21 protein-coding genes are annotated in these 26,346 nt (G+C 71.2%); 10 read left to right on the top strand and 11 right to left on the bottom strand.

What is annotated here, in order from left to right:
- Positions 1–152: 152 nt before the first annotated feature.
- From Sru02f_RS30845 to Sru02f_RS30830, 4 genes are all read left to right on the top strand, one after another.
- Complete coding sequence (locus Sru02f_RS30845) at positions 153–1,130, top strand: tetratricopeptide repeat protein (RefSeq protein WP_003973580.1); 978 nt, start codon at positions 153–155, stop codon at positions 1,128–1,130.
- A 652-nt stretch (positions 1,131–1,782) separates the two neighbouring features.
- On the top strand, positions 1,783–2,430 hold the full coding sequence (locus Sru02f_RS30840; protein ID WP_003973578.1) for a DUF6230 family protein: 648 nt from the start codon (positions 1,783–1,785) through the stop codon (positions 2,428–2,430).
- Positions 2,431–2,546: 116 nt separating this feature from the next.
- Positions 2,547–3,104: a DUF6114 domain-containing protein gene (locus tag Sru02f_RS30835; protein ID WP_109033481.1), complete on the top strand. Its 558-nt coding sequence runs from the start codon at positions 2,547–2,549 to the stop codon at positions 3,102–3,104.
- 16 nt (positions 3,105–3,120) lie between these two features.
- Positions 3,121–4,479: a hypothetical protein gene (locus Sru02f_RS30830; RefSeq protein ID WP_244941908.1), complete on the top strand. Its 1,359-nt coding sequence runs from the start codon at positions 3,121–3,123 to the stop codon at positions 4,477–4,479.
- An 82-nt stretch (positions 4,480–4,561) separates the two neighbouring features.
- On the opposite strand, the gene pyk is transcribed toward Sru02f_RS30830, so the two are convergent.
- The 3 genes from pyk to pta all read right to left on the bottom strand — a co-directional run bounded on the left by pyk (position 4,562) and on the right by pta (position 9,380).
- A complete protein-coding gene (gene pyk / locus Sru02f_RS30825) occupies positions 4,562–5,992 on the bottom strand; it encodes a pyruvate kinase (RefSeq protein ID WP_109033482.1) in 1,431 nt (476 codons plus the stop codon).
- Positions 5,993–6,066: 74 nt separating this feature from the next.
- Complete coding sequence (locus Sru02f_RS30820; protein WP_109033483.1) at positions 6,067–7,290, bottom strand: acetate kinase; 1,224 nt, start codon at positions 7,288–7,290, stop codon at positions 6,067–6,069.
- Positions 7,287–9,380, bottom strand: a complete 2,094-nt coding sequence (gene pta / locus Sru02f_RS30815) for a phosphate acetyltransferase (protein WP_109033484.1) — start codon at positions 9,378–9,380, stop codon at positions 7,287–7,289. The genes Sru02f_RS30820 and pta overlap by 4 nt, the downstream gene beginning before the upstream one ends.
- A gap of 150 nt (positions 9,381–9,530) precedes the next feature.
- On the opposite strand from pta, the gene Sru02f_RS30810 reads away from it, so the two are divergent.
- Positions 9,531–10,556, top strand: a complete 1,026-nt coding sequence (locus Sru02f_RS30810; RefSeq protein ID WP_003973572.1) for an ATP-dependent 6-phosphofructokinase — start codon at positions 9,531–9,533, stop codon at positions 10,554–10,556.
- 31 nt (positions 10,557–10,587) lie between these two features.
- Here the strand turns inward: Sru02f_RS30810 and Sru02f_RS30805 are convergent, their stop codons facing one another.
- From Sru02f_RS30805 to Sru02f_RS30790, 4 genes are all read right to left on the bottom strand, one after another.
- Positions 10,588–11,301 carry a helix-turn-helix domain-containing protein gene (locus Sru02f_RS30805; protein ID WP_109033485.1) on the bottom strand — a complete coding sequence of 238 codons (714 nt, stop codon included), beginning with the start codon at positions 11,299–11,301 and terminating at the stop codon, positions 10,588–10,590.
- A gap of 100 nt (positions 11,302–11,401) precedes the next feature.
- Positions 11,402–12,262 carry a carbohydrate ABC transporter permease gene (locus tag Sru02f_RS30800; protein WP_109033486.1) on the bottom strand — a complete coding sequence of 287 codons (861 nt, stop codon included), beginning with the start codon at positions 12,260–12,262 and terminating at the stop codon, positions 11,402–11,404.
- A 1-nt stretch (position 12,263) separates the two neighbouring features.
- Positions 12,264–13,205 (bottom strand): carbohydrate ABC transporter permease, encoded by a 942-nt coding sequence (locus tag Sru02f_RS30795; protein WP_109033487.1) that lies wholly within the window; start codon positions 13,203–13,205, stop codon positions 12,264–12,266.
- Complete coding sequence (locus Sru02f_RS30790) at positions 13,202–14,584, bottom strand: extracellular solute-binding protein (RefSeq protein WP_167469695.1); 1,383 nt, start codon at positions 14,582–14,584, stop codon at positions 13,202–13,204. Before Sru02f_RS30790 ends, Sru02f_RS30795 begins: the two co-directional genes overlap by 4 nt.
- 170 nt (positions 14,585–14,754) lie before the next feature.
- Between Sru02f_RS30790 and Sru02f_RS30785 the strand changes: the two genes are divergently transcribed.
- Entirely contained in the window at positions 14,755–15,294 is a 540-nt protein-coding gene (locus Sru02f_RS30785) for a hypothetical protein (protein ID WP_109033529.1), read from the top strand.
- 21 nt (positions 15,295–15,315) lie between these two features.
- Here the strand turns inward: Sru02f_RS30785 and Sru02f_RS30780 are convergent, their stop codons facing one another.
- Both Sru02f_RS30780 and Sru02f_RS30775 read right to left on the bottom strand, forming a co-directional pair.
- A complete protein-coding gene (locus Sru02f_RS30780) occupies positions 15,316–16,008 on the bottom strand; it encodes a response regulator (protein ID WP_109033488.1) in 693 nt (230 codons plus the stop codon).
- On the bottom strand, positions 16,005–17,663 hold the full coding sequence (locus tag Sru02f_RS30775) for a sensor histidine kinase (RefSeq protein WP_109033489.1): 1,659 nt from the start codon (positions 17,661–17,663) through the stop codon (positions 16,005–16,007). Before Sru02f_RS30775 ends, Sru02f_RS30780 begins: the two co-directional genes overlap by 4 nt.
- A gap of 154 nt (positions 17,664–17,817) precedes the next feature.
- Between Sru02f_RS30775 and Sru02f_RS30770 the strand changes: the two genes are divergently transcribed.
- The 4 genes from Sru02f_RS30770 (at position 17,818) to Sru02f_RS30755 (ending at position 22,512) form a co-directional block, all read left to right on the top strand.
- Entirely contained in the window at positions 17,818–19,218 is a 1,401-nt protein-coding gene (locus Sru02f_RS30770; RefSeq protein WP_109033490.1) for a cation:dicarboxylate symporter family transporter, read from the top strand.
- A 166-nt stretch (positions 19,219–19,384) separates the two neighbouring features.
- Positions 19,385–19,783 (top strand): MerR family transcriptional regulator, encoded by a 399-nt coding sequence (locus Sru02f_RS30765; RefSeq protein ID WP_003973561.1) that lies wholly within the window; start codon positions 19,385–19,387, stop codon positions 19,781–19,783.
- A gap of 11 nt (positions 19,784–19,794) precedes the next feature.
- On the top strand, positions 19,795–20,109 hold the full coding sequence (locus tag Sru02f_RS30760; RefSeq protein WP_109033491.1) for a thioredoxin: 315 nt from the start codon (positions 19,795–19,797) through the stop codon (positions 20,107–20,109).
- Positions 20,110–20,244: 135 nt separating this feature from the next.
- A complete protein-coding gene (locus Sru02f_RS30755; protein WP_109033492.1) occupies positions 20,245–22,512 on the top strand; it encodes a HelD family protein in 2,268 nt (755 codons plus the stop codon).
- 16 nt (positions 22,513–22,528) lie between these two features.
- Here Sru02f_RS30755 and glgB read toward each other — a convergent pair whose 3' ends face one another.
- Positions 22,529–24,901, bottom strand: a complete 2,373-nt coding sequence (glgB, locus tag Sru02f_RS30750; RefSeq protein ID WP_167469696.1) for a 1,4-alpha-glucan branching enzyme — start codon at positions 24,899–24,901, stop codon at positions 22,529–22,531.
- A 40-nt stretch (positions 24,902–24,941) separates the two neighbouring features.
- Entirely contained in the window at positions 24,942–26,336 is a 1,395-nt protein-coding gene (locus Sru02f_RS30745) for a maltokinase N-terminal cap-like domain-containing protein (protein ID WP_109033493.1), read from the bottom strand.
- Positions 26,337–26,346: the final 10 nt, after the last annotated feature.

Raw genomic sequence — 26,346 nt, 5'->3', positions numbered from 1 at the left:
GCCCGCGCCCCAGCGACGACCACGGGCGTGGGGTGGGGACCCGGCGCCGAGCAGCACACACATCGGGCAGTACACACGCCGAACAGCACACATCCGGGCGGGCTTTCGACCCGGTTTTCACACGCGCGCGCCGTACGGGGGAGGATAGACCCATGCAGCCACGGAACATGTCCATGAGCGGGGTCGTCGACCTCGCCGCGGTGAAGCAGGCCCAGGAGGCCAAGGCGAAGGCGGAGCAGGCGCGCGCCGAGGCGGCCCGGACCGGCGGCGCGGGCGCCGTCTCCCCGGCCGACCTCGTCATCGACGTCGACGAGGCCGGCTTCGAGAGCGATGTCCTGCAGCGGTCCACCGAGGTCCCGGTCGTCATCGACTTCTGGGCCGAGTGGTGCGAGCCCTGCAAGCAGTTGAGCCCGGTCCTGGAGCGGCTCGCCGTCGAGTACAACGGGCGCTTCCTCCTCGCCAAGATCGACGTCGACGCCAACCAGATGCTGATGCAGCAGTTCGGCGTCCAGGGCATCCCGGCCGTGTTCGCGGTCGTCGCCGGACAGGCGCTGCCGCTCTTCCAGGGGGCCGCGGGCGAGCAGCAGATCCGGCAGACCCTGGACCAGCTGGTGCAGGTCGGCGAGGAGCGCTTCGGCCTGACCGGTCTCGTCGTCGACCCCGAGGCGGAGCCGGGCGCCGAGCGGCCCGCCGCCCCCGAGCGCCCCGCCGGGCCGCACGACGCGGCCCTCGACGCCGCCGTGCAGGCGATGGACGCGGGCGACCTGGGCGGTGCCGTCCAGGCCTACAAGAACGTGCTGGCCGAGGAGCCGGGCAACACGGAGGCCAAACTGGGCCTCGCCCAGGCCGAGTTGCTCCAGCGGGTGCAGGACGCCGATCCGCAGAAGGTCCGTCGGGAAGCGGCCGACAAGCCGGGCGACGCCCAGGCGCAGATCGCCGCCGCCGACCTGGACCTGGTGGGCGGTCACGTGGAGGACGCCTTCGGGCGCCTGATCGACACGGTGCGCGTCACGGCGGGCGACGACCGGGACGCCGTACGGCTGCGGTTGCTGGAGCTGTTCGAGGTGGTCGGCGCCGACGACCCGCGGGTGGCCGCGGCGCGCCGGGCGCTCGCCCGCGCCCTGTTCTAGGCCCCTTCCGCTCCGGCGCTCCGGATCGGCGTTCTAAACGCCGTCGGCGTGTTGCGTATGTGAAGGAGCTGTCGAAGAGGCGTCACTGCGGCCGCGCTTTACCAAAACTTGGTAATCGCGGCCGCTGTTACTGCCAGTAAGTCGACGGCGTCGATCTGTCGGACTCTGTCCATCGATCAACAGTTTTGTTCCGCCCTCGTGGCACACCCAGCGTCGCCGTTCGGGCCCGGTGCGTCGTCCCGCGGTCACCCGGCCGCTACTAGCCAGTAACGAACCCCCTTGTGCCGACGGCGAGAATGCACCACGATCGGCGACGCTCGGTCCATTCCCGTACCCCGACAGCCGGTCGGGCCGCGGGGGTTCCTGGGTCCCCACCGAGCAGGGTCGGCGGCAGTGATGCCGGCCCTTGGACAGGGGGGTCTTCGCTCATCCGGCGAAGCCTGTCCAGCAGGGTTGTGCGTGATGCGTGTCAGGCGCGACCAGTGGTTGTCGCTCGGGGGTGATCGCCGGTTGTTCGGGCGCGTTGTACGTGCCGCCGAGGACAGGCGCTCTCCTTCCCGAGGACGTAGCACTTCTCCCATCCCTGCCGGGTCGAGTCGCCGACTGGCGACGGGGCCGAGGCCAGGAGATGTACGTCCGAGAAGGAGGAAATATGGAGTCCCAGGTGCGTGGCGGGACCAGATGGAAGCGGTTCGCCGTGGTGATGGTGCCCAGCGTCGCCGCCACGGCTGCGATAGGCGTCGCGCTCGCGCAGGGCGCTCTCGCCGCGTCGTTCAGTGTGTCGGGCCAGTCGTTCAAGGTGACGGCCAAGGAGCTCGTGGGTACGGGCTTCTCGCAGTACGGGGCCTACGACAAGGGCGTGGACGGCAACCATGCCGTCGCGGTCTCGGCGTTCGACAAGGCCACCATCACCAAGATGTGCCAGTCGGTCGTCACCCCGAACATCCCGCTGATCGGCACCGTCACGCTGAGGCTGGAGGCGGGCGACAGCAACAAGGATTCGGGCAAGGTCCACGCCAAGCAGCTCTACATCGATGTTCAGGACCTGGAGGCGGACGCCACCTTCACGAACATCGACATCGGCGTGGCTGCCGGGGCCATCAACAAGGGCCCGAGGCAGAAGCAGGGTGAGGTCGAGGGCAAGCAGACCAGCCCGGGCGGCTTCGCGCAGCAGGCGGACCAGGCCGTGCTGAAGGACGTGAAGCAGACGGCGTGGGCGACCACCGCCGGTACCTTCCAGCTCAGCGGTCTGCACATGTCGCTGAAGAAGGGCTCCGGCGAAGGCGTCGAGTGCTACTGAGCCCTCGCTGACGGGCGGGGGCCGGTTGCGCCCCCGCCCGTCGGTCCTTCGGCCGCCTCGCGACGTGGCGGCCCAGATCACCACCACAGCAACGCTGTACCAGGGAGCTGTTTTCCATGAGCGCCGAGACTCCTGCCGCCGTCGGCCAGTTCACCCGCCGCAGGCTGCAGTTCCGAGGCTGGCGGGGCGCCAGGCCCTTCTGGGCCGGTCTGCTCGTCCTGCTCGGTGGCTTCCCGATCATGTACTTCCCGTACGCGCACCTGCAGTTCGGAAACCTGACGGTGGCGATGGCCACCACGGCCGGCGCCGGTTCTTTGATCATCGGCGTGCTACTGGTCGTACTCGGCGTCAGCCTCTGGTTCCAGAAGCACGTACGGGTCTTCGCGGGAATCGCGGCGATTCTGCTCGCGCTGGTGTCCATTCCCGTCGCCAACTTCGGTGGCTTCATCATCGGCTTCATGCTTTCGCTCGTCGGCGGTGCCCTGGCCGTGGCGTGGGCGCCGGGGGAGCCGGTCGAGTCGGGGTCGGCCAAGGGCGACAAGGGCGAGGGCGGCGCCTTCGAGGGCTCGGGGAGCGACTCGGCTTCCGCCCCGTCCCTGAGCGCACCCGGGGGCGACGATCGGTCAGGAACGAGCCCGGCCAACGGGGCGAACGGGAGGCACAGTGCCGGCTGACGAGGTGAAGCACGGGATGGACGAGGAGACGTCCCGTGCGAGAACGGGGCCACGTCACGCGGCGCCCAGGAAGCCGCTGTTCACCAGGTTCCATGTGCCCACCGGCAAGGCGATAGCCCTGGCGGCGATGCCCACGGCGGTCCTCATGGGGCTGGGGTTCACACCGACCCTCGCCCTCGCGGACGGGAACGACCAGGGCGCGCCGTCGTCCAACAGCCTGACGGCGGACGAGTACAAGGCCTGTGTCGAGGCCATGGCGGACGCCGAGAAGGACGCGTCCGAGTCGCCCGAACCTTCGCCTTCCGCGACTGACGACGGCAAGCAGGACGAGACGAAGCCCAGCGCCTCGCCGTCGGCCGGGGACACGGGCAAGAAGCCGGGCACGGACGAGGACGCGTCCTCTTCGTCGGATTCAGGTTCCGACGACAAGGACGACACGGCCGCCGGTGACAAGGCCGCCGACGGCGACAAGTCCGAGCCCGCTCCGAGCCCTTCCGCGTCCGATGGCAAGGAATCGGCCGGCGCGAGCGCCGTCGAGCCTTCCCCCTCCGAATCGGAGAAGGGCGGCCTGCTGGAGGGCATCGGCGACGCCATAGAGGGCATCTTCACCGGTGGCGAGAAGACCGAGGAGACCGCGAGCCCGACGCCGACCCCCTCGGCGTCCCAGAGCGCCGGCGACGACGCGTCCGACGTCGTGAAGGAGACCACCGACAAGGTCACCGGCACGGTGAAGGACACCGTGGACGGCGCGACCGACGCGGCGTCGAAGGCGGCCGAGGACACCAAGGACACGGTGGACAAGGCCACGGAGGACGCCGGGAAGGCCGCGGAGGAGGCGAAGGACGAGGTCACCGCCTCGCCCGGCGCCGACCCGTCCGAGAGCGCCGCGGTGGACCCGGAGGACTGCCCGGCCGCCACCGAAGAGGAGGGCGGTGTCGACAACACGCTGCCCGTGCCGGAGGACCCCTGGTACCTGGAGGCCAGCTCACTCACCCTGAAGGGAGCCTCCTACAAGGGCATCGTCGAGGTGAAGACGGCCAGTGGGGCGACGAAGAAGGTCCTGAAGTACGTCATCTCCAAAGGCACCGACATCGGCGACCTGCACCAGATCGTCAAGGACGACACGACCGGCAAGACGCACCACGTCCAAGCGGCCAAGGGCTCCACGTCCACGATCCGCGACGGCGACACGGTCATGTACACCGAGAGTATTTCGGGCAACCTGCTCGGGCTGATCCCGATCACCTTCGACCCGGAGAACCCGCCGCCGTTGGACATCCCGTTGATCTACTTCACGAACGTGAAGGTGGTGCAGGCCGGCCAGTTCGGCGGCACCCTGCACGTTCCCGGGCTGCACCAGTACATCACCGACTGATTCCGCGGCCGCGAGCCACACCGCCGAGGGCGCCCCCTGCGACAGGGGGCGCCCTCGGTGCGTACGACGGGGTGGGGGACGGTCAGCCGCGCCGCGTCTCGCCGAGGTGGAGGACCCGCACCATGTTGGTGGTGCCGGGCACGCCGGGGGGCGAACCGGCGGTGATCACGACGATGTCGCCGTCGCTGAACCGGCCGAGGCGGGCCGTCTCCTGGTCCACCAGGTCCACCATCTCGTCCGTGGTGTTCACGAACGGCACCACGTGCGGCTCCACTCCCCAGCTGAGCGCCAGCTGGTTGCGGGTGGACTCGTCGGTGGTGAAGGCGAGGATCGGCTGGGCCGCGCGGTAGCGGGAGAGCCGGCGGGCGGTGTCGCCGGACTGGGTGAAGGCGACCAGGCCCTTGCCGCCCAGGAAGTCGGCGATCTCGGCGGCCGCACGGGCCACCGAACCGCCCTGCGTGCGCGGCTTCTTGCCCGGCACCAGCGGCTGGAGGCCCTTGGAGAGCAACTCCTGCTCGGCGGCGGTGACGATCTTCGACATCGTCTTGACGGTCTCGATCGGGTAGGCGCCCACGCTCGACTCGGCGGACAGCATGACCGCGTCGGCGCCGTCCAGGATCGCGTTGGCGACGTCGGAGGCCTCGGCGCGGGTCGGCCGGGAGTTGGTGATCATCGACTCCATCATCTGGGTCGCCACGATCACCGGCTTGGCGTTGCGCCGGCACAGCTCGATCAGGCGCTTCTGCACCATGGGGACCTTCTCGAGCGGGTACTCGACGGCCAGGTCGCCACGGGCGACCATCACGCCGTCGAACGCCATCACGACGTCCTCCATGTTGTCGACCGCCTGGGGCTTCTCCACCTTGGCGATCACCGGGACCCGGCGGCCCTCCTCGTCCATGACGCGGTGCACGTCGGCGACGTCCTTGGCGTCCCGGACGAAGGAGAGGGCGACCAGGTCGCAGCCCATGCGCAGCGCGAAGCGGAGGTCCTCGACGTCCTTCTCGCTCAGCGCGGGGACGTTGACCGCCGCGCCGGGCAGGTTGATGCCCTTGTGGTCGGAGATGACGCCGCCCTCGATGACGATCGTCTTCACCCGGGGGCCCTCGACCTCGGTGACCTTCAGCTCGACGTTGCCGTCGTTGATGAGCACCTGGTCGCCCTTGGTGACGTCACCGGGCAGGCCCTTGTAGGTCGTGCCGCAGATCGTCCTGTCGCCCGGGACGTCCTCGGCGGTGATGGTGAACTCGTCACCGCGCACCAGCTCGACGGGACCCTCCGCGAAGGTCTCCAGGCGGATCTTCGGGCCCTGGAGGTCGGCGAGGACACCGATGGCCCGGCCGGTCTCCTTGGCGGCGGCCCGGACCCGGTCGTAACGGCCCTGGTGCTCGGCGTGGGTGCCATGGCTGAAGTTGAAGCGGGCCACGTTCATGCCGGCTTCGATCAGCGTGACGAGCTGCTCGTGGGAGTCGACCGCGGGGCCGAGAGTACAGACGATTTTCGAACGGCGCATGGGTGCCATCCTATCGGTTTGTTTCGGCGCGGAATATTCCGTCTGGCGGAAAATACAAAAGGGCGGGATGCCGCTCAGGTGAGATTGGGATTCCCCGATTCAATTACCAGCGCGTAGGTCTGTGTCGCGATCTCCATTTCCTCGTCCGTCGGTACCACCGCCACCGCCACCCGCGCCCCCGCGGGCGAGATCAGCCGGGCTCCGTCGCCGCGTACGGCGTTCAGCCCGCCGTCGACCGCCAGGCCGAGCCCCTCCAGTCCGGCCACGGCCGCCTCGCGCACCGGCGCCGAGTTCTCCCCGACCCCCGCCGTGAACGCCACCGCGTCCACGCGTCCGAGAACGGCGTAATAGGCGCCGATGTACTTCTTGAGCCGGTGAATGTAGATGTCGAAGGCCAGCCCCGCCTGCTCGTCGCCCTCGTCCACCCGGCGGCGGATCTCCCGCATGTCGTTGTCACCGCACAGACCGAACAGACCGCTCCTCTTGTTGAGAAGAGTGTCGATCTCGTCGGCGGACATTCCGCCAACGCGCATCAAATGGAAGATGACGGCCGGGTCCATGTCTCCCGAGCGCGTACCCATCACGAGTCCCTCCAAGGGGGTCAGCCCCATGGAGGTGTCCACGCACCGGCCGCCCCGCACGGCCGAGGCGGACGCCCCGTTGCCCAGGTGCAGCACGATCACGTTCACGTCGCCCGGCGCCCTGCCCAGCAGCCGCGCGGTCTCGCGGGAGACGTACGCGTGCGAGGTGCCGTGGAAGCCGTAGCGGCGGATGCGGTACCGGTCGGCGATCTTCGGGTCGATCGCGTAGCGCGCCGCGGACTCCGGCATCGTGGTGTGGAACGCGGTGTCGAAGACCGCCACCTGCGGCAGGTCGGGACGGAGCGCCTGCGCGGTGCGGATGCCGGTGAGGTTGGCCGGGTTGTGCAGCGGCGCGACCGGGATCAGCCGCTCGATCTCCGTGAGCACGTTCTCGTCGATCAGGGTGGGCTCGCTGAAGAACTCGCCGCCGTGCACCACCCGGTGCCCGATCGCGGCCAGCTCCGGGGAGTCCAGGCCCAGACCGTCCCGGCCCAGCTCGGCGGCGACCGCCTTCAGGGCGGCCTCGTGGTCGGCGATCGGGCCCTCCTGCTCCCGGGTGTCGCCGGCGGCCACGTGGGTGTGGATCAGCCGCGACGTCCGCTCGCCGATGCGCTCGACCAGCCCGGCCGCCAGCCGCTGCCCGTCGCGCATGTCGATCAGCTGGTACTTCACCGACGAGGAGCCGGAGTTGAGGACGAGGACACGCGTGGAGCTCACTGGGCGGACGCCTTCTCGGTCGGGGACTGCTGGGCCTGGATCGCCGTGATGGCGACGGTGTTGACGATGTCCTGCACGAGCGCGCCCCGGGACAGGTCGTTGACCGGCTTGCGCAGACCCTGGAGCACCGGGCCCACCGCGATGGCGCCGGCCGAGCGCTGCACCGCCTTGTAGGTGTTGTTGCCGGTGTTCAGGTCGGGGAAGATCAGCACGCTGGCCTGCCCGGCGACCGCGGAGCCGGGCAGCTTGGTCGCGGCGACCGACGGCTCGACCGCCGCGTCGTACTGGATCGGCCCCTCGATGCTGAGGTCCGGGCGGCGCGAGCGGACCAGCTCGGTGGCCTCGCGCACCTTGTCGACGTCCGCGCCGGACCCGGACGTGCCGGTCGAGTACGACAGCATCGCGATCCGCGGCTCCACCCCGAACCGCGCCGCCGTCGACGCCGACTGCGCGGCGATGTCGGCGAGCTGCTCCGCGTCCGGGTCCGGGTTGACCGCGCAGTCGCCGTAGACCAGCACCTTGTCGGCCAGGCACATGAAGAAGACGGAGGAGACGATGGCCGCGTCCGGCTTGGTCTTGATGATCTCGAAGGCGGGCCGGATGGTGGCCGCCGTCGAGTGCACCGACCCCGACACCATGCCGTCGGCGAACCCTTCCTGCACCATCAGCGTGCCGAAGTAGTTCACGTCCGAGACCACGTCGTACGCCAGCTCCACGGTCACGCCCTTGTGGGCGCGCAGGGCCGCGTACTTCTCGGCGAAGGAGTCGCGCAGCTCGCTGGCGGCCGGGTCGATCAGCTCGGCACCGGCCAGGTCGATGCCGAGGTCGGCGGCCTTCTTGCGGATCTGCTCGACCGGACCGAGCAGCGTCAGCTCGCACACGCCCCGGCGCAGCAGCACCTCCGCCGCGTGCAGCACCCGCTCCTCGGTGCCCTCCGGCAGGACCACCCGGCGCAGGTCGGAGCGGGCCTGCTCCAGCAGCTTGTGCTCGAACATCATCGGCGTGACGCGGTCGCTGCTGGGCGCGGAGACCCGCTTGTTCAGCTCGGCGGTGTCGACGTACCGCTCGAAGAGGCCGAGGGCAGTTTCCGCCTTGCGCGGGGTGGCCGCGCCCAGCTTGCCCTCCAGCGAGAAGAGCCGCTCCGCGGTGGGAAAGCTGGTGCCCGTCACCGAGAGCACCGGCGTGCCCGGGGCCAGCCGGGCGGCGAGGGTGAGGATGCCCTCGCCGGGCACCTCGTTCAGCGTCAGCAGCACCCCGGCTATCGGCGGGGTGCCGGCGCTGTGCGCGGCCAGCGTGCCGATCACCAGGTCGGCGCGGTCGCCGGGCGTGATGACCAGGCAGCCCGGGGTCAGCGCGGCCAGCAGGTTGGGCAGCATGGCCCCGCCGAAGACGAAGTCCAGCGCGTCGCGGGCGAGCCCGGAGTCGTCACCGAGGACGATCTCGGCGCCCAGGGCGTGCGCGATCTGGGAGACCGTCGGCGCCGACAGGGCGGGCTCGTCCGGCACCACCCAGCACGGCACCGGCAGCCGGTGCGCGAGCCGCTCGGCGATCTCGTCCCGGTCCTCGCGCGCGACCCGGTTGGTCACCATGGCGAGGACGTCGCAGCCGAGGCCGTCGTAGGCGCGGAAGGCGTTGTGGGTCTCCGCGAGCACCGACTCGGCGCTCTGCCTGCGGCCGCCGACGACGGGGAGGACGGAGGCGCCGAACTCGTTGGCGAGCCGCGCGTTCAGCGACAGCTCGTCCGGGAACTGGGTGTCGGCGTAGTCGGTGCCCAGGACCAGGACGACGTCGTAGTCCCGCGCGACCAGGTGGAAGCGGTCGACCAGCGCGGACACCAGCTCGTCCACGCCCTGTTCGGCCTGGAGGAGGGAGGCCTCCTGGTAGTCCATGCCGTAGACCGTCGCGGGGTCCTGCGAGAGCCGGTAGCGGGCGCGCAGCAGTTCGAAGAGCCGGTCCGGCCCGTCGTGCACCAGGGGACGGAAGACGCCGACCCGGTCGACCTGCCGGGTCAGGAGTTCCATGACCCCCAGCTCGACGACCTGGCGGCCGTCGCCGCGGTCGATACCGGTCACGTACACGCTGCGCGTCACGCGTGCTCTCCGTTTCGTAGGGGTGAGCGGAATCCTCTTGACAGTACCCCCGGCGATGGTTAAGGCGCCCGTCAGCGTCCACCGCCGCCCGGGCCGTGGAACAATTGGATCGGCTCACCGGTGTCAACAGCGAGCAGGAGACACAGCACGATGCGTATCGGAGTTCTCACCGCAGGCGGCGACTGCCCCGGCCTGAACGCAGTGATCCGGTCGGTCGTGCACCGAGCGGTGGACAACTACGGCGACGAGGTCATCGGCTTCGAGGACGGCTACGCGGGGCTGCTGGACGGCCGTTACCGCGCCCTCGACCTCAACGCGGTCAGCGGCATCCTCGCCCGCGGCGGCACCATCCTCGGCTCCTCCCGCCTGGAGCGCGACCGGCTCCGCGAGGCCTGCGAGAACGCGGGCGACATGATCCAGAACTTCGGCATCGACGCCCTGATCCCGATCGGCGGCGAGGGCACCCTCACGGCCGCCCGGATGCTGTCCGACGCAGGGCTCCCGGTGGTCGGCGTGCCGAAGACCATCGACAACGACATCTCCTCCACCGACCGCACCTTCGGCTTCGACACCGCCGTCGGTGTCGCGACCGAGGCGATGGACCGCCTCAAGACCACCGCCGAGTCCCACCAGCGCGTGATGGTCGTCGAGGTCATGGGCCGGCACGCCGGCTGGATCGCCCTGGAGTCCGGCATGGCCGCCGGTGCCCACGGCATCTGCCTGCCCGAGCGCCCCTTCGACCCCGCCGACCTGGTCAAGATGGTCGAGGAGCGCTTCTCCCGCGGCAAGAAGTTCGCCGTCGTCTGCGTCGCCGAGGGCGCCCACCCCGCCGAGGGCTCCATGGACTACGGCAAGGGCGCGATCGACAAGTTCGGCCACGAGCGCTTCCAGGGCATCGGCACCGCGCTCGCCTTCGAGCTGGAGCGCAGGCTCGGCAAGGAGGCCAAGCCGGTCATCCTCGGCCACGTCCAGCGCGGCGGCGTACCGACCGCGTACGACCGTGTCCTCGCCACCCGCTTCGGCTGGCACGCGGTGGAGGCCGCGCACCGGGGCGACTTCGGCCGGATGACGGCGCTGCGCGGCACCGACGTGGTGATGGTGCCGCTGGCGGAGGCGGTCACCGAGCTGAAGACGGTCCCGAAGGACCGGATGGACGAGGCGGAGTCGGTCTTCTAGGCCTCTCCGGGGTCTCCGCCAGGGGTCTCCGCTAGGGGTGCTTCTCGACCGCCGTCCAGAAGTGGTCCACGATCCGGTCGAGGAAGTCCCGGCCCCCGGCGCTCGAGTCGGGGGCGCCGCCGCCCCAGCTGAGGGTGGCGGCCATCCGCCCCTGGTAGTCCTGGTGCAGCACCTGGAGGACGTTCTCCAGGACGCGCCGGTCCAGCGGCGCCAGCTTGGCGATCGGGCGCACACAACCCTGCCAGCGGGTGGTCACCGCGCTGGTCAGCAGGTCGGCCAGCTTCTCCTCGCGCCCCGTGACGGTCACGAAGTCGGGCAGCGTGAGGCCGAGCACGTCGGCGAGCTGGGCCGACTGGCGGTCGGTGCCGCGCCAGTCGTCCGCCTCCTCCATCCGCAGGTAGGCCGGGAGCCCGAGCCCGACCGCCCGTGCCACGTCCTCGGGTGCCAGACCGCGGGCGACGCGGTGCTCGCGCAGGGACTGCGGCCGCCCGATCAGCTCACCGGGCGAGCACCACAGCACCCCGGCGAGCGCGGTCAGCTCCGGCCCCTCGGGCAGGGCGGTCCCCCGCTCCCAGGCGATGACGAGGTCGGGGGAGACGTACGGCAGCCCGTACGAGACCCGTATGCCGTGGGCGACGTGCTCGGGTCCCATGCTGAGGGCGGCACGCAGCCGGCGGGCGGCGAGGGCGTTGAACGGAGGGCCCGACTGGCTCGGGCCGGGTGAGGGTCGGCGCACGCGCCACACCGTAGGGGTCCGCGGCGATGCTGACTACGGGCTGTTCGGCCAGCGATACGGATTGTAGGAACGTACGGGGGCGCGTGGACTCAGGGCGCACCCCCGTCGCTCACCCCTTCACCGCCCCGCCCAGCGCGAAGCCGCCGCCCAGCCGCCGGGAGATCAGCACGTACAGCAGCACGACCGGCGTGGAGTAGACGATCGAGAACGCCGCCAGTTGTCCGTACGCCACCATGCCCCGGTTGCCGAAGAAGTCGTTGATGCTGACCGAGGCGGGCATCTGGTCCGGGGAGAGCAGCAGCATGAAGGGGACGAAGAAGTTCCCCCACATCATCACGAACGAGAACACCGTCACCACCGCCACCCCCGGCCCCATCAGCGGCAGCACGATCCGCAGCAGCGACTGGAAGGACGACGCCCCGTCCGTCCACGCCGCCTCCTCCAGCTCCTTCGGCACCCCGTCCATGAAGTTCTTCATCAGCCAGATCGCGAAGGGAAGTTGCGAGGCGGCGAAGAAGAAGATCGTCCCCTGCATGGTGTCGATCATGTTCACCCGCACGAACAGGGCGTAGACGGGCACCATGATCGCCGTGATCGGCAGGCTGGTCGCGAACAGGATGGTGAGCAGGAAGGGCCGGTTCAGCCGCGACCGGAAGCGGGAGAGCGGATACGCCGCGAGCACCGCGCACACCACCGTCAGCAGTGTCGCCCCGCCGCACAGGATCAGGCTGTTCAGCAGCGGGGTGAAGGTGATCTCCGGGGTGAGGATCGCGTCGAAGTTGTCCAGCGTCACCCCGTCGGGGACCTTGACCCGCAGGCTCGCGTGCGGGTCGAGGGCGGACAGCACCACCCAGGCCAGCGGCAGCACGAAGGCCGCGGCCGCCACCAGCAGCCCGGCGTCGGCGGCGGTGCGGCGCCGGTTGCGCCGGGAGGCGTGGGTCGTGCGGCGGGGCGTGAGCGTGTCCGTCATCTCAGACCTCCGTCCGCAGCAGGCGCAGGTACACGACCGAGAACAGCGAGCCGATCAGCAACAGCAGCAGCGCCACCGCCGTGCCGTACCCGATCAGGCTGTTCTGGAAGGCCTGCTCGTACATGAACAGCGGCAGCGTCTGGCTCTTGCCGCTCGGCCCGCCCCGCGTCATCACCCAGATCAGCCCGAAGACCGACAGGGTCTGGAGCGTGTTGAGCATCAGGTTGGTGCCGATGGAGCGCCGGATCATCGGCAGCGTGATGTGCCACATCCGGCGCCAGCCGCTCGCGCCGTCGACCTCGGCGGCCTCGGTGACCTCCTTGGGGATCTCGTTCAGCGCGGCCGAGTACACCAGCATCGAGAACGCTGTGCCGCGCCACACGTTGGCGAAGGACACCGCCAGGATCGGCAGTGTGAACAGCCAGTTCTGGGAGGGCAGGTGGAGCCAGTCCAGGATGGCGTTGAGGGTGCCCTCGCGCCGGAAGAAGGCGTAGAGCAGGAAGCCCGCCACCACCTCCGGCAGCACCCAGGCCGTGACAACGATGCCACCGGTGAGCGTGCGGACCGGCTTCGACGCCCGCTGCATCAGCGAGGCCAGCGCCAGCCCCAGCGTGTTCTGCCCGATCAGCGAGGACAGCACGGTGAACACCAGGGTCAGCCATACGGCGTTGAGGAACGCCTCGTCCTTGAAGGCGCGGGTGAAGTTGTCGAACCCGACGAAGGACTCCTGGGCCTGCCCGGTGAGCTGGAGGTCGGTGAAGGCGATGACGACGCAGTAGACGATCGGACCGGCGAGGAAGAGCAGCAGCAGGACGACGGCGGGGGAGACGGGCAGGGCGCGGAAGAGGGAGCGCCGGACGGTGCCGGGCCGGGTGCCGGAGGGCGGAGACGCGGGCACCTCGCGGACCTCCGGCCCGGCGTGCTCCGGCGCGGTGGCCGTCACTTGCTCACCACCTGGTTGTCGGTGGCCTCCTTGAGCGCCTCGTCGTAGCCGCGCGCCGCCTCCTCGACCGACTTGTCACCGGTCGTCACGCCCTCCATGGCCTCCTGGATGGCGACGGACACCTTCGGGTACGCCGGGTAGGCGGGCCGGTAGTGGGTGTCGGCGACGAGATCGGTGAAGAACTTGATGCCGGGCTGGGCGTCGACGTAGGCGGGGTCGTCGGCGACGTCCTCGCGGACGGAGATGCCGGAGTTGGCGACGTACCACTTCTGGGCGTTCGCCTTGGTCTGCATCGTCTTGATGAACTCGAAGGCCAGGTCGGGGTTGCCCGCCTTGGCCGGAACGGCCCAGGTCCAGCCGCCCGACATGCTCACCCGGCCCGGGGCCTGCCCGTTCTGGGTCGGCATGGCGGCGAGCCCCAGCTCCTTCGACCACTCGGGCCACTCGTGCCCGCTGCCCTCCAGCCAGTCCTGCGGCAGCCAGGAGCCGTCGAGCGCGATCCCGAGCTTGCCCTGCGGCAGCAGCTCACCGCGCACCTTGGTGCCGAAGTTGGGGTCGAGCGCGTCGGAGACCTCGGGGCCGAGCTTCTCCTTGTACACGGTCTCGACGAAGGAGAGGGAGTCCTCGAACCCCTGCCCCGCCGTGATCCACTTCTTGCTGCCCTTGTCGTAGAGCGGGTCGGAGCCGCCGCTCCCCGTGCCCGTGCCGTACAGCAGCATCTCGAAGCCCTGCATGGTCGCGGCCTCGCCGGCGGGCTTGCCGGTGTAGACGTTGATCGGGGTGACGCCGGGGACCTTCTCCTTGATGGCGCGGGCGGCGTCGAGCACCTCGGCCCAGGTCTTCGGCTGCCAGTCGGCGGGCAGCCCCGCCTTGGCGAACACGTCCTTGCTGAACCACAGCCCCCGGGTGTCGGTGCCGTCCGGCACGCCGTACGTCTTGCCGTCCTCGCCCTTGGCGGCCGCCTTCGCCGTGTCGATGAACTGGTCCCAGTCCTTCCAGCCGGCGAGATAGTCGTCGAGCGGCTTCAGGTACCCGCTGGTGATGTCGGAGTTGATGAGGAAGGTGTCCTCGTAGACCAGGTCGGGGGCGGTCTTGGGGGAGCGGAGCATCTGCTGGAGCTTGGTGTAGTACTCCGAGTCCGGCGCCTTGATCGGCACCAGCTCGACCTTCTTCCCCGGGTTGGCCTTCTCGAACTGCTTCTTGATGTCGCCGAGGTAGGTGTCCATCACCTTGATGGAGTTGTCCGTCGACTGCTTGAAGGAGACCTTCACCGTGTCCGGATCGCTGCCGGAGCCGCTCGAGCAGGCGGCGAGCGAGGTGGCGGCGAGCGCGGTGAGGGAGAACAGGGCGGTGAACCGGACGGTGGGACGCACGGGCATGACCTCCTACGGGCACACGACACTGTGGCCTGGACGGCTGCGTGGCGAACGTAAGAGGAGTGGTCTAGTCAGGTCAATGCCCCTGCGAGTGGGGATTCGGGGGAGCCGGGGGACGGGTGACCTGGGACTCCTGCATAGTCATGGACGACCACCGGGAGAAGGGGAACCACGTGCCGGAACAGGACGTCACCGTCGGGCAGTTGCTGCTCGCCGAGTACGAGAGCGTGAAGGGTGAGCAGAAGGCGAGGATCGGGTTCCGGGACAATCTCCTCTACGTGACGCTGGCCGTCGTGGCCGCCGTCGTCGCCGCCACGGCGCAGGCGAAGCAGCCGTCGATGCTGCTGGCGTTGCCGCCGGTGTGTGTCGTGCTGGGGTGGACGTACCTCGTCAACGACGAGAAGATCTCGGCGATCGGGCTCTACGTCCGGGACGACCTGGGGCCCCGGCTGGCCGAGCTCGCGGGAGGCGGCGGCGGGTTCACGACCTTCGGGTGGGAGGCGTACCACCGCAGGGACACGCGGCGCCGGTCCCGCAAGGCGGTCCAGACCGTCATCGACCTCACCGCGTTCTGCGTCGTACCACTGGCGGCCCTGATCGTCTTCTGGTCGGACGGGGACGCCGGTGGCCTGCTCATCGGGCTCTCGGTCCTGGAGGCGCTTGTCGTGGCGGGGCTCGCCGCACAGATCGTCTGGTACACGAAGGCGGCGTGAGCGGTCCCCTCGGTGTACGGCTCACCGGCCCCGCACCCACCGGTACACCAACTCCGGCCGCCCCACCTGACCGTACTGCGGGCTCCGGCCCGCCCGCCCCGCGTCCACCAGGTGCTCCAGGTAACGCCGGGCCGTGATGCGGGAGATGCCCACCGCTTCCGCGACCCCGGCCGCCGTGAGGCCCTCGGAGGAGCCGCGCAGGGCGCCCGTCACGCGTTCCAGGGTCGGGCCGCTCAGGCCCTTGGGCAGGGCCGCCGGGCCGGGGGCGCGGAGGGTGGCCAGGGCGCGGTCCACCTCGTCCTGGCCGCTGGCCTCCCCGGCGGTGCCCCGGAACTCGGCGTAGCGCACCAGGCGGTCGCGCAGCGTGGCGAAGGTGAAGGGCTTCAGGACGTATTGGACGACGCCCAGCGACACCCCCTCGCGCACCATCGTCAGGTCCCGCGCCGACGTCACCGCTATCACGTCGGTGTGGTGTCCGGCCGCGCGCAGCGAACGGGCCAGCTGGAGTCCGTGCACGTCCGGCAGGTGCAGGTCGAGCAGGAGCAGGTCGACCGGCGTGCGGTCCAGCATGCGGCGGGCCTCCGCACCCGTGTGCGCCTTGCCGACCGCGACGAACCCCGGCACCCGGCCCACGTACATCACGTGCGCGTCGGCGGCGACCGGGTCGTCCTCGACGACCAGGACCCGGATGGGCTGCGAGTCGGCGGTGCTCACAGCGCACCCCCGGCGCCCGGTCTGCCCGCCGCGGTGGCCGCTGCCGCTCCGTCGCCCAGCGGCAGCCGGGCCTCGAAGCGGGCGCCGCCGCCCTCCGCCTCCGTCACGGTCAGGGTGCCGCCGTGCCGTCGTACCGCCTGCCGGACCAGGGCCAGGCCCAGGCCGCGTCCGCCCTCGCCGGCCGGCTTGGTCGAGTAGCCCCGCTGGAAGACCAGGTCGGCGTGGGCCGGATCGACCCCGGCGCCGGTGTCCGACACGCGCAGCACCAGCTCGGAGCCTCCGGCGCCGGAAGCCTCCGTGTACGCCGCCACCGTCACCCGCGACGGCACCGCCCCCTGCGTCGCGTCCACCGCGTTGTCCACCAGGTTGCCCAGGATCGTCACCAGGTCCCGGGCGGGCAGCGACGGCGGCAGCAGTCCGTCGTCCAGTCGGCTGTCCTGCGACACCACCAGCTCCACTCCCCGCTCGTTGGCCTGCGCCGTCTTGCCCAGCAGCAGCGCCGCGAGCACCGGCTCGCTCACCGCCGCCACCACCTGGTCGGTGAGGGCCTGCGCCAGTTCCAGCTCGGCCGTCGCGAACTCCACGGCCTCCTCCGCCCGCCCCAGCTCGATCAGCGAGACGACCGTGTGCAGCCGGTTCGCCGCCTCGTGCGCCTGCGAGCGCAGCGCCTGCGTGAATCCGCGCTCCGAGTTCAGCTCGCCCGTCAGCGACTGCAACTCGGTCACGTCCCGCAGCGTCACCACCGTGCCCCGGCGCTCACCGCCGGAGACCTGTGAGGTGTTCACCACCAGCACCCGCTCCGCCGCCAGGTGCACCTCGTCCACCCGGGGCTCCGAGGCCAGCAGCGCCCCGGTCAGCTGCGAGGGCAGCCCCAGGTCCGCCACCGAGGCGCCGACCACGTCACCGCGCACGCCGAGCAGCTCCCGTCCGCCGTCGTTGATGAGCGCGACACGGTACTGCCCGTCCAGCATCAGCAGTCCCTCCCGCACCGCGTGCAGCGCCGCCTGATGGTAGTCGTGCATCCGGCTCAGCTCGTCGGCGTTCATGCCGTGCGTGTGCCGGCGCAGCCGCGCGTTGATCACGTACGTCCCGACCGCGCCGAGCAGCAGCGCCCCGGCCGCCACCCCCGACAGGGCCGTGAGCTGCTCCTGCGCCCGCTTGCTGATCTCCTCGACCTTGATCCCGGCACTGACCAGGCCGACGATCCGGCCGTCGTCCACGATCGGTGTGACCGCCCGCACGGAGGGGCCGAGCGTGCCCGTGTAGGTCTCGGTGAAGGTCTGGCCCCGCTGCGCACGCTCGATGTGGCCCTGGAAGAGGTGGCCGATTTCCGTCGGCTCGGGGTGGGTCCAGCGGATGCCCTCCGGATTCATGATCGTCACGAAGTCCACGTCCGTGTCCCGCATGACCCGCACCGCGTACGGCTGGAGGCGCGCCGTGGGGTCCGGGGTGCGGATGGCCTCCGCCACGGACGGCGAGTCGGCGATCGCCAGCGACACCGCCCTGGCCTGGCGCCCGGCCGCCTCCTCCGCCTGCCCCCGGTCGCTGATGTAGCTGAACAGCGCGTACCCGACCACGACGACCGCTATCAGGACGGCCTGCATGGCGAAGAGCTGCCCCGCCAGGCTGCGGGGTCTCGGGACGCGGAGGTGCATGCCGCCAGTCTCCCTCGTGGCTGGATTGTGAACTAAATGAACGCAAGGGTGACCGCGCTCACACGCCGGGAGATAGTCACCCAGTCCCCGCTACACACCCCCGGACGTGAGCCGCACGCCGGTGATGCCGACGACGTCGTCAAGGAGGGCCGCCGTGACCAGCGAAGCCGCTACGGCACCTGCCGCACCCAAAGCCAAGCGCGACCGCACGCACTATCTCTACATCGCCGTGATCATCGCGGTCGCCCTCGGTATCGCCGTCGGTCTGGCCGCCCCCGACTTCGCCACCGAGCTGAAGCCGCTCGGCACCGGCTTCGTGAACCTGATCAAGATGATGATCTCCCCGATCATCTTCTGCACGATCGTGCTGGGCATCGGCTCGGTCCGCAAGGCCGCCAAGGTCGGCGCGGTCGGCGGCATCGCCCTGGGCTACTTCCTGGTGATGTCGCTGGTGGCGCTCGCCATCGGCCTGATCGTCGGCAACATCCTGGACCCGGGCACGGGCCTCGCGGTCACCGACGCCGTCAAGGAGACCGGCCAGGCGCAGGTCGACGCGGAGGCCAAGGGCACCGTCGACTTCCTGATGGGCATCATCCCGACCACCATCGTCTCCGCCTTCACCGCGGGCGAGGTGCTCCAGACCCTGCTCATCGCCCTGCTCTGCGGCTTCGCGCTGCAGGCCATGGGTTCCGCCGGGCAGCCCGTCCTGCGCGGCATCGAGCACATCCAGCGGCTGGTCTTCCGCGTCCTGGCGATGATCATGTGGGCCGCCCCGGTCGGTGCCTTCGGCGCCATCGCCGCCGTCACCGGCTCCGCGGGCGTCGACGCCCTCAAGAGCCTCGCCGTGCTGATGCTCGGCTTCTACGTGACCTGCGTCCTCTTCCTCTTCGTGGTGCTCGGCACGGTGCTGCGCGTCGTCGCCGGGATCAACGTCTTCTCGCTCTTCAAGTACCTGGGCCGCGAGTTCCTGCTGATCCTGTCCACCTCCTCCTCCGAGTCGGCGCTGCCGCGCCTCATCGCGAAGATGGAGCACCTGGGCGTCAGCAAGCCGGTGGTCGGCATCACCGTCCCGACCGGCTACTCGTTCAACCTCGACGGCACCATGATCTACATGACCATGGCCTCGCTGTTCATCTCGGACGCCATGGGCACACCGATGTCGATCGGCGAGCAGATCCCGCTGCTGCTCTTCCTGCTGGTGGCCTCCAAGGGCGCCGCCGGTGTCTCCGGCGCCGGTCTCGCCACGCTGGCCGGCGGCCTCCAGTCGCACAAGCCCGCCCTGGTGGACGGCATCGGCCTGATCGTCGGCATCGACCGCTTCATGAGCGAGGCCCGCGCGCTGACCAACTTCGGCGGCAACGCCGTCGCCACCGTCCTCATCGGCACCTGGACCAAGGAGATCGACAAGGACCGGGTGAACGAGGTGCTGGCCGGCCGGGCCCCGTTCGACGAGAAGACCCTCCTGGACGACGGTCACGGCGCCGCCGACGATGACGGCGCCGGCGCTCCGGACCTGCCCGAGCAGGGCGGCGAGAAGGAGCTGGCGAAGGCCTGACGGCCGTACGGCGCCCCCCGCGTGCCGGGGCGGCTCCCGCACACCCCGGGCGGCTGAGGTGCTCCCCCCGTTGCTCAGCCGCCCGGCCCCCCGAAGAAGCCCCGCGCCCTCCCCCGGCGCGGGGCTTCTTGCCTTGACGTCCGCGTCAAGGCTTACGTTCGTCCCCATGCGAATCGGCGAGCTGGCCGCACGGGCCGGGACCACCACGCGGACGCTGCGGTACTACGAGTCGCGGGGCCTGCTGCCCGCCCGGCGGGGCGGCAACGGCTACCGGACCTACGACGAGGACGACCTGAAGCTGCTGCGGCAGATCAGGACCCTCCAGGACTTCGGGTTCGACCTGGAGGAGACCCGCCCCTTCGTGGAGTGCCTGCGCGCCGGGCACCCCGAGGGCGACTCCTGCCCGGCGTCGCTCGTGGTCTACCGGCGCAAGCTGGCCGAGCTGGACACGCTGATCGAGCAGCTCACGTCGGTGCGCGCGCAGGTCGCCGCGCAGCTGACGCGGGCCGAGGCGGCGGCTCCGGGGGGTCCGGAGCCCAAGTGCGAACTGGGAGGACACGGATGAGTTCCCATGGGGTGCCCGAGGTGACGGACGCGGACTTCGCGGCGGAGGTGATCGGCTCCGAGCTGCCCGTACTGGTGGAGTTCACCGCCGACTGGTGCCCGCCGTGCCGGCAGATGGCACCGGTGCTCAGCGCCCTCGCCGAGGAAGAGGGCGACCGGCTCCGTGTGGTGCAGCTGAACGTCGACCAGAACCCGGCGACGACGAACGCGTACAAGGTGCTGTCGATGCCGACGTTCATGGTGTTCCGCGGCGGTGAGCCGGTGAAGTCGATGGTCGGCTCCCGGCCCAAGCGGCGGTTGCTGGAGGAGCTGGCCGACGTGGTCTGACCGGCCCGGCACCCGGACTGGCCGACGCAGAAAAAATCCCCCGAGCAATTGCGCTCGGGGGATTTCTCTGCGTATATTCGTTGATTCGTGACTTCACAAGAATGAGGTCGCGAAGAAGTTCAGTAGGCACAGTATATGCGGCCGGGAGTGGAATTGTCAAACACCGAATTTCCGGACGATGAATTGCTGCACGAGCAGGAATTCATCGACGGACTGTACGCGCGCGTGGACGCGCTGCGCGGCGACGCCGAGGACTCCGTGACCGACGCGCTCGCGCAGGGCAACACCCCCCAGCAGGCCCGCCTGGAGCGGGACATCCTGGTCGCCGAGCGCTCCGGGCTGCTCGCCGCGCTCAACGCGGTGGACGGCTCCCTCTGCTTCGGCCGGATCGACCTCACCTCCGGGGAGGGCCACCACATCGGCCGCATCGGCCTGCGCGCCGACGACGCCGAACGCACCCCCGTCCTCATCGACTGGCGGGCCGGTGTCGCCCGCCCCTTCTACCTGGCCACCGGCCACACCCCGATGGGGCTGCGCCGCCGCCGGCACATCACCAGCGAGGGCCGCACGGTCACCGCGCTGCACGACGAGATCCTCGACCTCGGCGACGAGACCCGCACCGGCCACGAGGACCCCTCCGGCGACGCCGTGCTGCTCGCCGCGCTGAACTCCGCGCGCACCGGCCGCATGGGCGACATCGTGCAGACCATCCAGGCCGACCAGGACCGCATCATCCGCGCCCCGCACCGCGGCGTCCTGGTCGTCGAGGGCGGCCCCGGCACCGGCAAGACCGCCGTCGCCCTGCACCGCGCCGCCTACCTCCTCTACGAGCACCGCGAACTGCTCGCCAAGCGCGCCGTCCTCATCGTCGGCCCCAACCCGGCCTTCCTCGGCTACATCGGCGAGGTGCTGCCCTCGCTGGGCGAGACCGGCGTGCTCCTCGCCACCGTCGGCGAGCTGTTCCCCGGCGTGAAGGCCACGGCGGCGGACACCCCCGAGGCGGCGGCCGTGAAGGGCCGGGCCGAGATGGCCGACGTGCTCGCCGAGGCGGTCCGCGACCGGCAGGCACTGCCCGACCCGGTGATCGCGATCGAGCACGACCGCGACATCCTCATGCTCGACGACGACCTGGTCAACGTCGCCCGCGAGCGCACCCGCGCCGCCAAGCTGCCGCACAACGCGGCCCGCGAGCACTTCGAGGGCCACATCCTCAACACCCTCACCGACATGGTCGCCGAGCGCATCGGCACCGATCCCTACGACGGCGGCAACCTCCTCGACCCCAGCGACATCACCCAGATCCGCGACGAACTCGCCGAGAACCCCGAGGTCTGGGCCGCCGTCGACCAGCTGTGGCCCCGGCTCACCCCGCAGCGCCTGGTCGCCGACCTGCTCGCCGCCCCCGAGGCCTTCCTGCCCGCCGAGGACGCCGCCGCCGTCCGCCGCCCGGTCACCCGGCGCTGGACCGTCGCCGACGTGCCCCTGCTGGACGAGGCCGCCGAACTGCTCGGCGTCGACGACCGGGTGGCCCGCTCCCGCGCCGAACGCGAGCGCGAGGAGCAGATCGCCTACGCGCAGGGCGTGCTCGACGTGTCGTACGCGTCGCGGACCTACGAGTTCGAGGACAAGGACGAGGAGGACGCCGAGGTCCTGTCCGCGCACGACATCATCGACGCCGAGCGCTTCGCCGAACGCCAGGAGGAGGACGACCACCGCAGCGCCGCCGAACGCGCCGCGGCCGACCGCACCTGGGCCTTCGGGCACATCATCGTGGACGAGGCGCAGGAGCTGTCCCCGATGGCCTGGCGGCTGCTGATGCGCCGCTGCCCCACCCGGTCGATGACCCTGGTGGGCGACCCGGCGCAGACCGCGGAGGCGGCCGGCGTCGGCTCCTGGTCGAAGATCCTCGCCCCGTACGTCGAGGACCGCTGGGAGCACACCCGTCTCGGCGTCAACTACCGCACCCCGGCCGAGATCATGGACCTCGCGGCGGCCGTGGTCCGCGCCGAGGACCCGGAGTTCACGCCGCCCAGTTCGGTTCGCTCGACCGGCGTACGCCCCTGGGTCCGCGCGACCGGCGACCTCCCGGCCGCCGTGGCCGAGGCGGTCCGGGAGCTGACCCCCGAGGAGGGCCGCCTCGCCGTCATCGCCCCGCGCGATCTGCACCGGGTCCTGGCGGCCCGCCTGGACGGCGTGACGGCGGACGCCGAGCCCGACCTCACCCACCGCGTCGTCCTGCTCGACCCGCGCCAGTCCAAGGGCCTGGAATTCGACTCCGTCCTGGTCGTCGAGCCCGGCCGCTACGGCACCAGCGACCTGTACGTTGCCCTCACCCGCGCCACCCAGCACCTCGGCGTCCTGCACAGCGAGCCGCTGCCGAAGGGGCTGGTGGACGCGGACTGACGGACGGGCCGCCCGGTCAGGCCGGACGCAGCCACACCGTCGCCAGGGGCGGCAGGGTCAGCCGGATGCTCGCCGGGCGGCCGTGCCACCCCTGCGGCTCCGGCTTGACCGGGTCCGGGTTGACCACGTCGCCGCCGCCGTACCGGGCCGCGTCGGTGTTGAGCACCTCGTGCCAGGCCGGGACCTCGTCGGGCACGCCGAGGCGGTAGCCGGAGCGGACCACCGGGGCGAAGTTCGACACCGCGAGCAGCGGAGTGCCGTCGGCGTCCAGCCGCAGGAACGCCAGGACGTTGTCCTCGGCCGCGTCGCCGACCACCCACGAGAAGCCGGAAGGGTGGGTGTCGCGCCGCCACAGCGCGGGCGTCGCCCGGTAGACGGTGTTCAGGTCCCGCACCAGGTCGCGCACGCCCCGGTGGTCCGCCGACGCCCCGTACTCCGGGTCGAGCAGCCACCAGTCGGGGCCGTGCGCCTCCGACCACTCCGCGCCCTGCGCGAACTCCTGCCCCATGAACAGCAGCTGCTTGCCGGGGTGCGCCCACATGAAGCCCAGGTACGCCCGCTCGTTGGCGCGCTGCTGCCACCAGTCGCCGGGCATCTTCGACACCAGGGACCTCTTGCCGTGCACCACCTCGTCGTGGGATATCGGCAGCACGTAGTTCTCGCTGTACGCGTACACCATGGAGAAGGTCAGCTCCCCGTGGTGGTGCTTGCGGTGCACCGGCTCGTGGCTCATGTAGTCGAGCGAGTCGTGCATCCAGCCCATGTTCCACTTGAGCCCGAAGCCGAGCCCGCCGAAGCCGCTCGGCCCCTCGTGGTGCGTGGCCCGCGTGACCCCGTCCCAGGCCGTCGACTCCTCCGCCACCGTCACGACGCCGGGCACCCGCCGGTACAGCGTCGCGTTCATCTCCTGGAGGAACGCGACCGCGTCCAGGTTCTCCCGGCCGCCGTGCTCGTTCGGCGTCCACCGGCCCGGCTCGCGCGAGTAGTCCAGGTACAGCATCGAGGCGACCGCGTCCACGCGCAGCCCGTCGATGTGGAACTCCTCGCACCAGTACACGGCGTTGGCGACCAGGAAGTTGCGCACCTCCCGGCGCCCGAAGTCGAACTCCAGCGTCCCCCAGTCCGGATGCGCGGCCCGCAGCGGATCGGAGTGCTCGTACAGCGGGCGCCCGTCGAACTCGGCCAGCGCCCAGTCGTCGCGCGGGAAGTGCGCCGGTACCCAGTCCATCAGCACGCCGATCCCGGCCCGGTGCAGCCGGTCGACCAGGTACTTGAAGTCGTCGGGGTCGCCGAGCCGGGCCGTGGGCGCGTAGAAGCCGGTGACCTGGTACCCCCAGGAGCCGCCGAAGGGATGCTCGGCGACCGGCATCAGCTCGACGTGGGTGAAGCCGAGGTCCGCGACGTAGGCGGGGAGCTGCTCGGCCAGGTCCCGGTAGGTCAGGCCGGGGCGCCAGGAGGGCAGGTGGACCTCGTACACCGACATCGGAGCCTCGTGCGCGGGCGCGTCCGCGCGGTGGGCCAGCCACTCCTCGTCGCCCCACGTGTAGTCCGAGGCGTGCACGACGGAGGACGTGGCGGGCGGCACCTCCGTACGCCGGGCCAGCGGGTCGGCGCGGAAGGTGCGCGATCCGTCGGGCCGGGTGATCTCGAACTTGTACAGCTCGCCCGCGCCGACGCCCGGCAGGAACAGCTCCCACACCCCGGTCGAGCCGAGCGAGCGCATCGGGTGCCCGGTGCCGTCCCAGAAGTTGAAGCCGCCGGCCACCCGGACCCCGCGCGCGTTCGGCGCCCACACCGCGAACCGGGTGCCCGCCACCCCGTCGTGCGTCGTCGGGTGCGCGCCGAGCGCCCGCCACAGCTGCTCGTGCCGCCCCTCGCCGAGCAGGTGCAGGTCCAGCTCGCCCAGGGTGGGCAGGAAGCGGTACGGGTCCTCGACCTCCTGTTCCGTCCCCTCGTACGCCACGAGGAGCCGGTGGGCCGGGACCTCCTTCAGCGGCACCAGGCCGGAGAAGAAACCGTCCCCGTCGTCGTGCAGCCCGACCCGCAGCTCCCCGGACAGCACGGTCACGGCAAGTGCGTACGGCCGGAACACCCGGAACGCGACCCCGCCGGGCACCCGGTGGGCGCCGAGCACCGCGTGCGGATCGTGGTGCGTGCCGGCGAGCAGCCGCTCCCGGTCGGCGGCGTCCGGGGCGGGGGAGACGGCGACCTCTGCCCCGGGGACGGTGTCGGAGGGGGTGCCGGTGGGGGCGGCGGAGGCGGTGGTCTTCCGGGGGGCCTTCTTCTTCGCGGCCTTGGCCGGCTTCTTCCCGGTCGGCGTCTTCCCGGCAGGCTTCTTCCCGGTCGTCTTCTTCGGGTCGGGGCCGCTGGACGAGGGGCGGGGGGTCACGGGTGGGGCCTCCTGGGCACGGTGGGAGCGGACGGGGACGTCAGGCCGGCTCGGGCACGGACAGGCGGCGCACCGCCGCCAGGGGCACCTCGAGCCAGTCGGGACGGTGCCGGGCCTCGTACAGGACCTCGTAGACCGCCTTGTCCGTCTCGTAGGCGCGCAGCAGCACCGGGTCGGTGCGCGGGTCGTGGCCGCCCGCCTCCGCGTACCCGGTGCAGTACGCGGCCCGGCAGGACTCGGCCCAGCCCGGTACACGTACGTCGGCCGAGTGCGCGGCGTAGTCGAAGGAGCGCAGCATCCCCGCGACGTCCCGCACCGCGGGCTGCGGCAGCCGGCGCTCGGCCAGGGGCTTCGCCGGTTCCCCCTCGAAGTCGATCAGGGACCACTCCCCGTCGGGGGAGCGCAGGCACTGGCCGAGGTGCAGGTCGCCGTGGACGCGCTGCGCCGACCAGGTACGGCCCTCCGAAGCCAGGTCCGCCAACGCCGTGAACGCCGTCCGCAACCCGGGCGCGTACGACCGGAGCAGGGGCACCGCCCGCGCCGCCGCCTCCAGCCGCTCGATCATGCCGTCGGCGAGCTGCCGCGCCTGGGCGTGGCCGAGGGTGACGGTCGGCAGCGCGCGGGCCAGCGCGGTGTGCACCTCGGCGGTGGCCCGCCCGAGCGCCCGGGCCTCGGCGGCGAAGTCCTCGCCCTTGGCCAGCTCGCGCAGCGCCAGCTCCCAGCCGTCGGTCGCGCCCTGCAGATAGGGCTGGAGCACGCCCAGCACCCAGGACCGGCCGGCCAGGTCCGCCACCATCCACCCCGCCGGTGCGGGCACCCGGGGGCAGCCCTCGCGGGCCAGGGCCAGCGGCAGTTCCAGGTCGGGGTTGACGCCGGGCACGATCCGCCGCAGCAACTTCAGGATGAACGTATCTCCGTACACGACCGACGAGTTCGACTGCTCGGCGGTCATCAGCCGCGGCACCAGCCCCGCGCGTATGCCGTCGTCCGGTGCCCGCTCGAAGCGCAGCCCGCCGATGCGGGCCCGCGTGCGCAGCGCCTCGAGCAGCACCTCGGCGGGACGGGTGTCGTACAGGGCGTCGTAGGCGGTGCGTCCGGCCGCCGGGCCCTCGGTCACATGACCGATCAGGGCGGGGGCGAGCCGGGGCGGCAGCGCCTCGCGGGTGCCGATCAGGAGCTGGTAGCAGTCGCCCGGTTCCCGAGCCCCGCCTCCGGCCGGGGTGTGCCGCTGGTGGGCGCGGACCAGCATGTGGTGGAGGCCGAGGCGGGAGTCGGCGGGGAGCAGTTCGGTCGCGGCGACCAGGGAGAAGCCGGTGACCGGGCGACCCTTGCCGGCGAACCAGCGTTGCCGCGGCAGCCACTCCCGCAACAGGGGATCGAGGGACGCGAGGAGTCCCGGCGGGCTGGTGTCGGTGCGTATGACGGCTTCCGGCATGGCGTGTCGC

Origin of the sequence: Streptomyces rubrogriseus, assembly GCF_027947575.1 — a bacterium.
In the GTDB taxonomy this organism is placed as follows: Bacteria; Actinomycetota; Actinomycetes; order Streptomycetales; family Streptomycetaceae; genus Streptomyces; species Streptomyces rubrogriseus.
The sequence above is the reverse complement of the archived record's forward strand: the minus strand, read 5'-3'. Positions and strand labels throughout refer to the sequence as shown.

Excerpts from the sequence above, each read along its gene's own strand:
- Sru02f_RS30830 (WP_244941908.1), top strand. The coding sequence starts at position 3,121 with ATGGACGAGGAGACGTCCCGTGCGAGAACGGGGCCACGTCACGCGGCG.
- Sru02f_RS30835 (WP_109033481.1), top strand. The coding sequence starts at position 2,547 with ATGAGCGCCGAGACTCCTGCCGCCGTCGGCCAGTTCACCCGCCGCAGG.
- Sru02f_RS30775 (WP_109033489.1), bottom strand. The coding sequence starts at position 17,663 with ATGCACCTCCGCGTCCCGAGACCCCGCAGCCTGGCGGGGCAGCTCTTC.
- pyk (WP_109033482.1), bottom strand. The coding sequence starts at position 5,992 with ATGCGCCGTTCGAAAATCGTCTGTACTCTCGGCCCCGCGGTCGACTCC.
- Sru02f_RS30745 (WP_109033493.1), bottom strand. The coding sequence starts at position 26,336 with ATGCCGGAAGCCGTCATACGCACCGACACCAGCCCGCCGGGACTCCTC.
- Sru02f_RS30840 (WP_003973578.1), top strand. The coding sequence starts at position 1,783 with ATGGAGTCCCAGGTGCGTGGCGGGACCAGATGGAAGCGGTTCGCCGTG.
- Sru02f_RS30755 (WP_109033492.1), top strand. The coding sequence starts at position 20,245 with ATGCGGCCGGGAGTGGAATTGTCAAACACCGAATTTCCGGACGATGAA.
- Sru02f_RS30790 (WP_167469695.1), bottom strand. The coding sequence starts at position 14,584 with ATGCCCGTGCGTCCCACCGTCCGGTTCACCGCCCTGTTCTCCCTCACC.
- Sru02f_RS30765 (WP_003973561.1), top strand. The coding sequence starts at position 19,385 with ATGCGAATCGGCGAGCTGGCCGCACGGGCCGGGACCACCACGCGGACG.
- Sru02f_RS30845 (WP_003973580.1), top strand. The coding sequence starts at position 153 with ATGCAGCCACGGAACATGTCCATGAGCGGGGTCGTCGACCTCGCCGCG.
- Sru02f_RS30810 (WP_003973572.1), top strand. The coding sequence starts at position 9,531 with ATGCGTATCGGAGTTCTCACCGCAGGCGGCGACTGCCCCGGCCTGAAC.
- Sru02f_RS30800 (WP_109033486.1), bottom strand. The coding sequence starts at position 12,262 with ATGACGGACACGCTCACGCCCCGCCGCACGACCCACGCCTCCCGGCGC.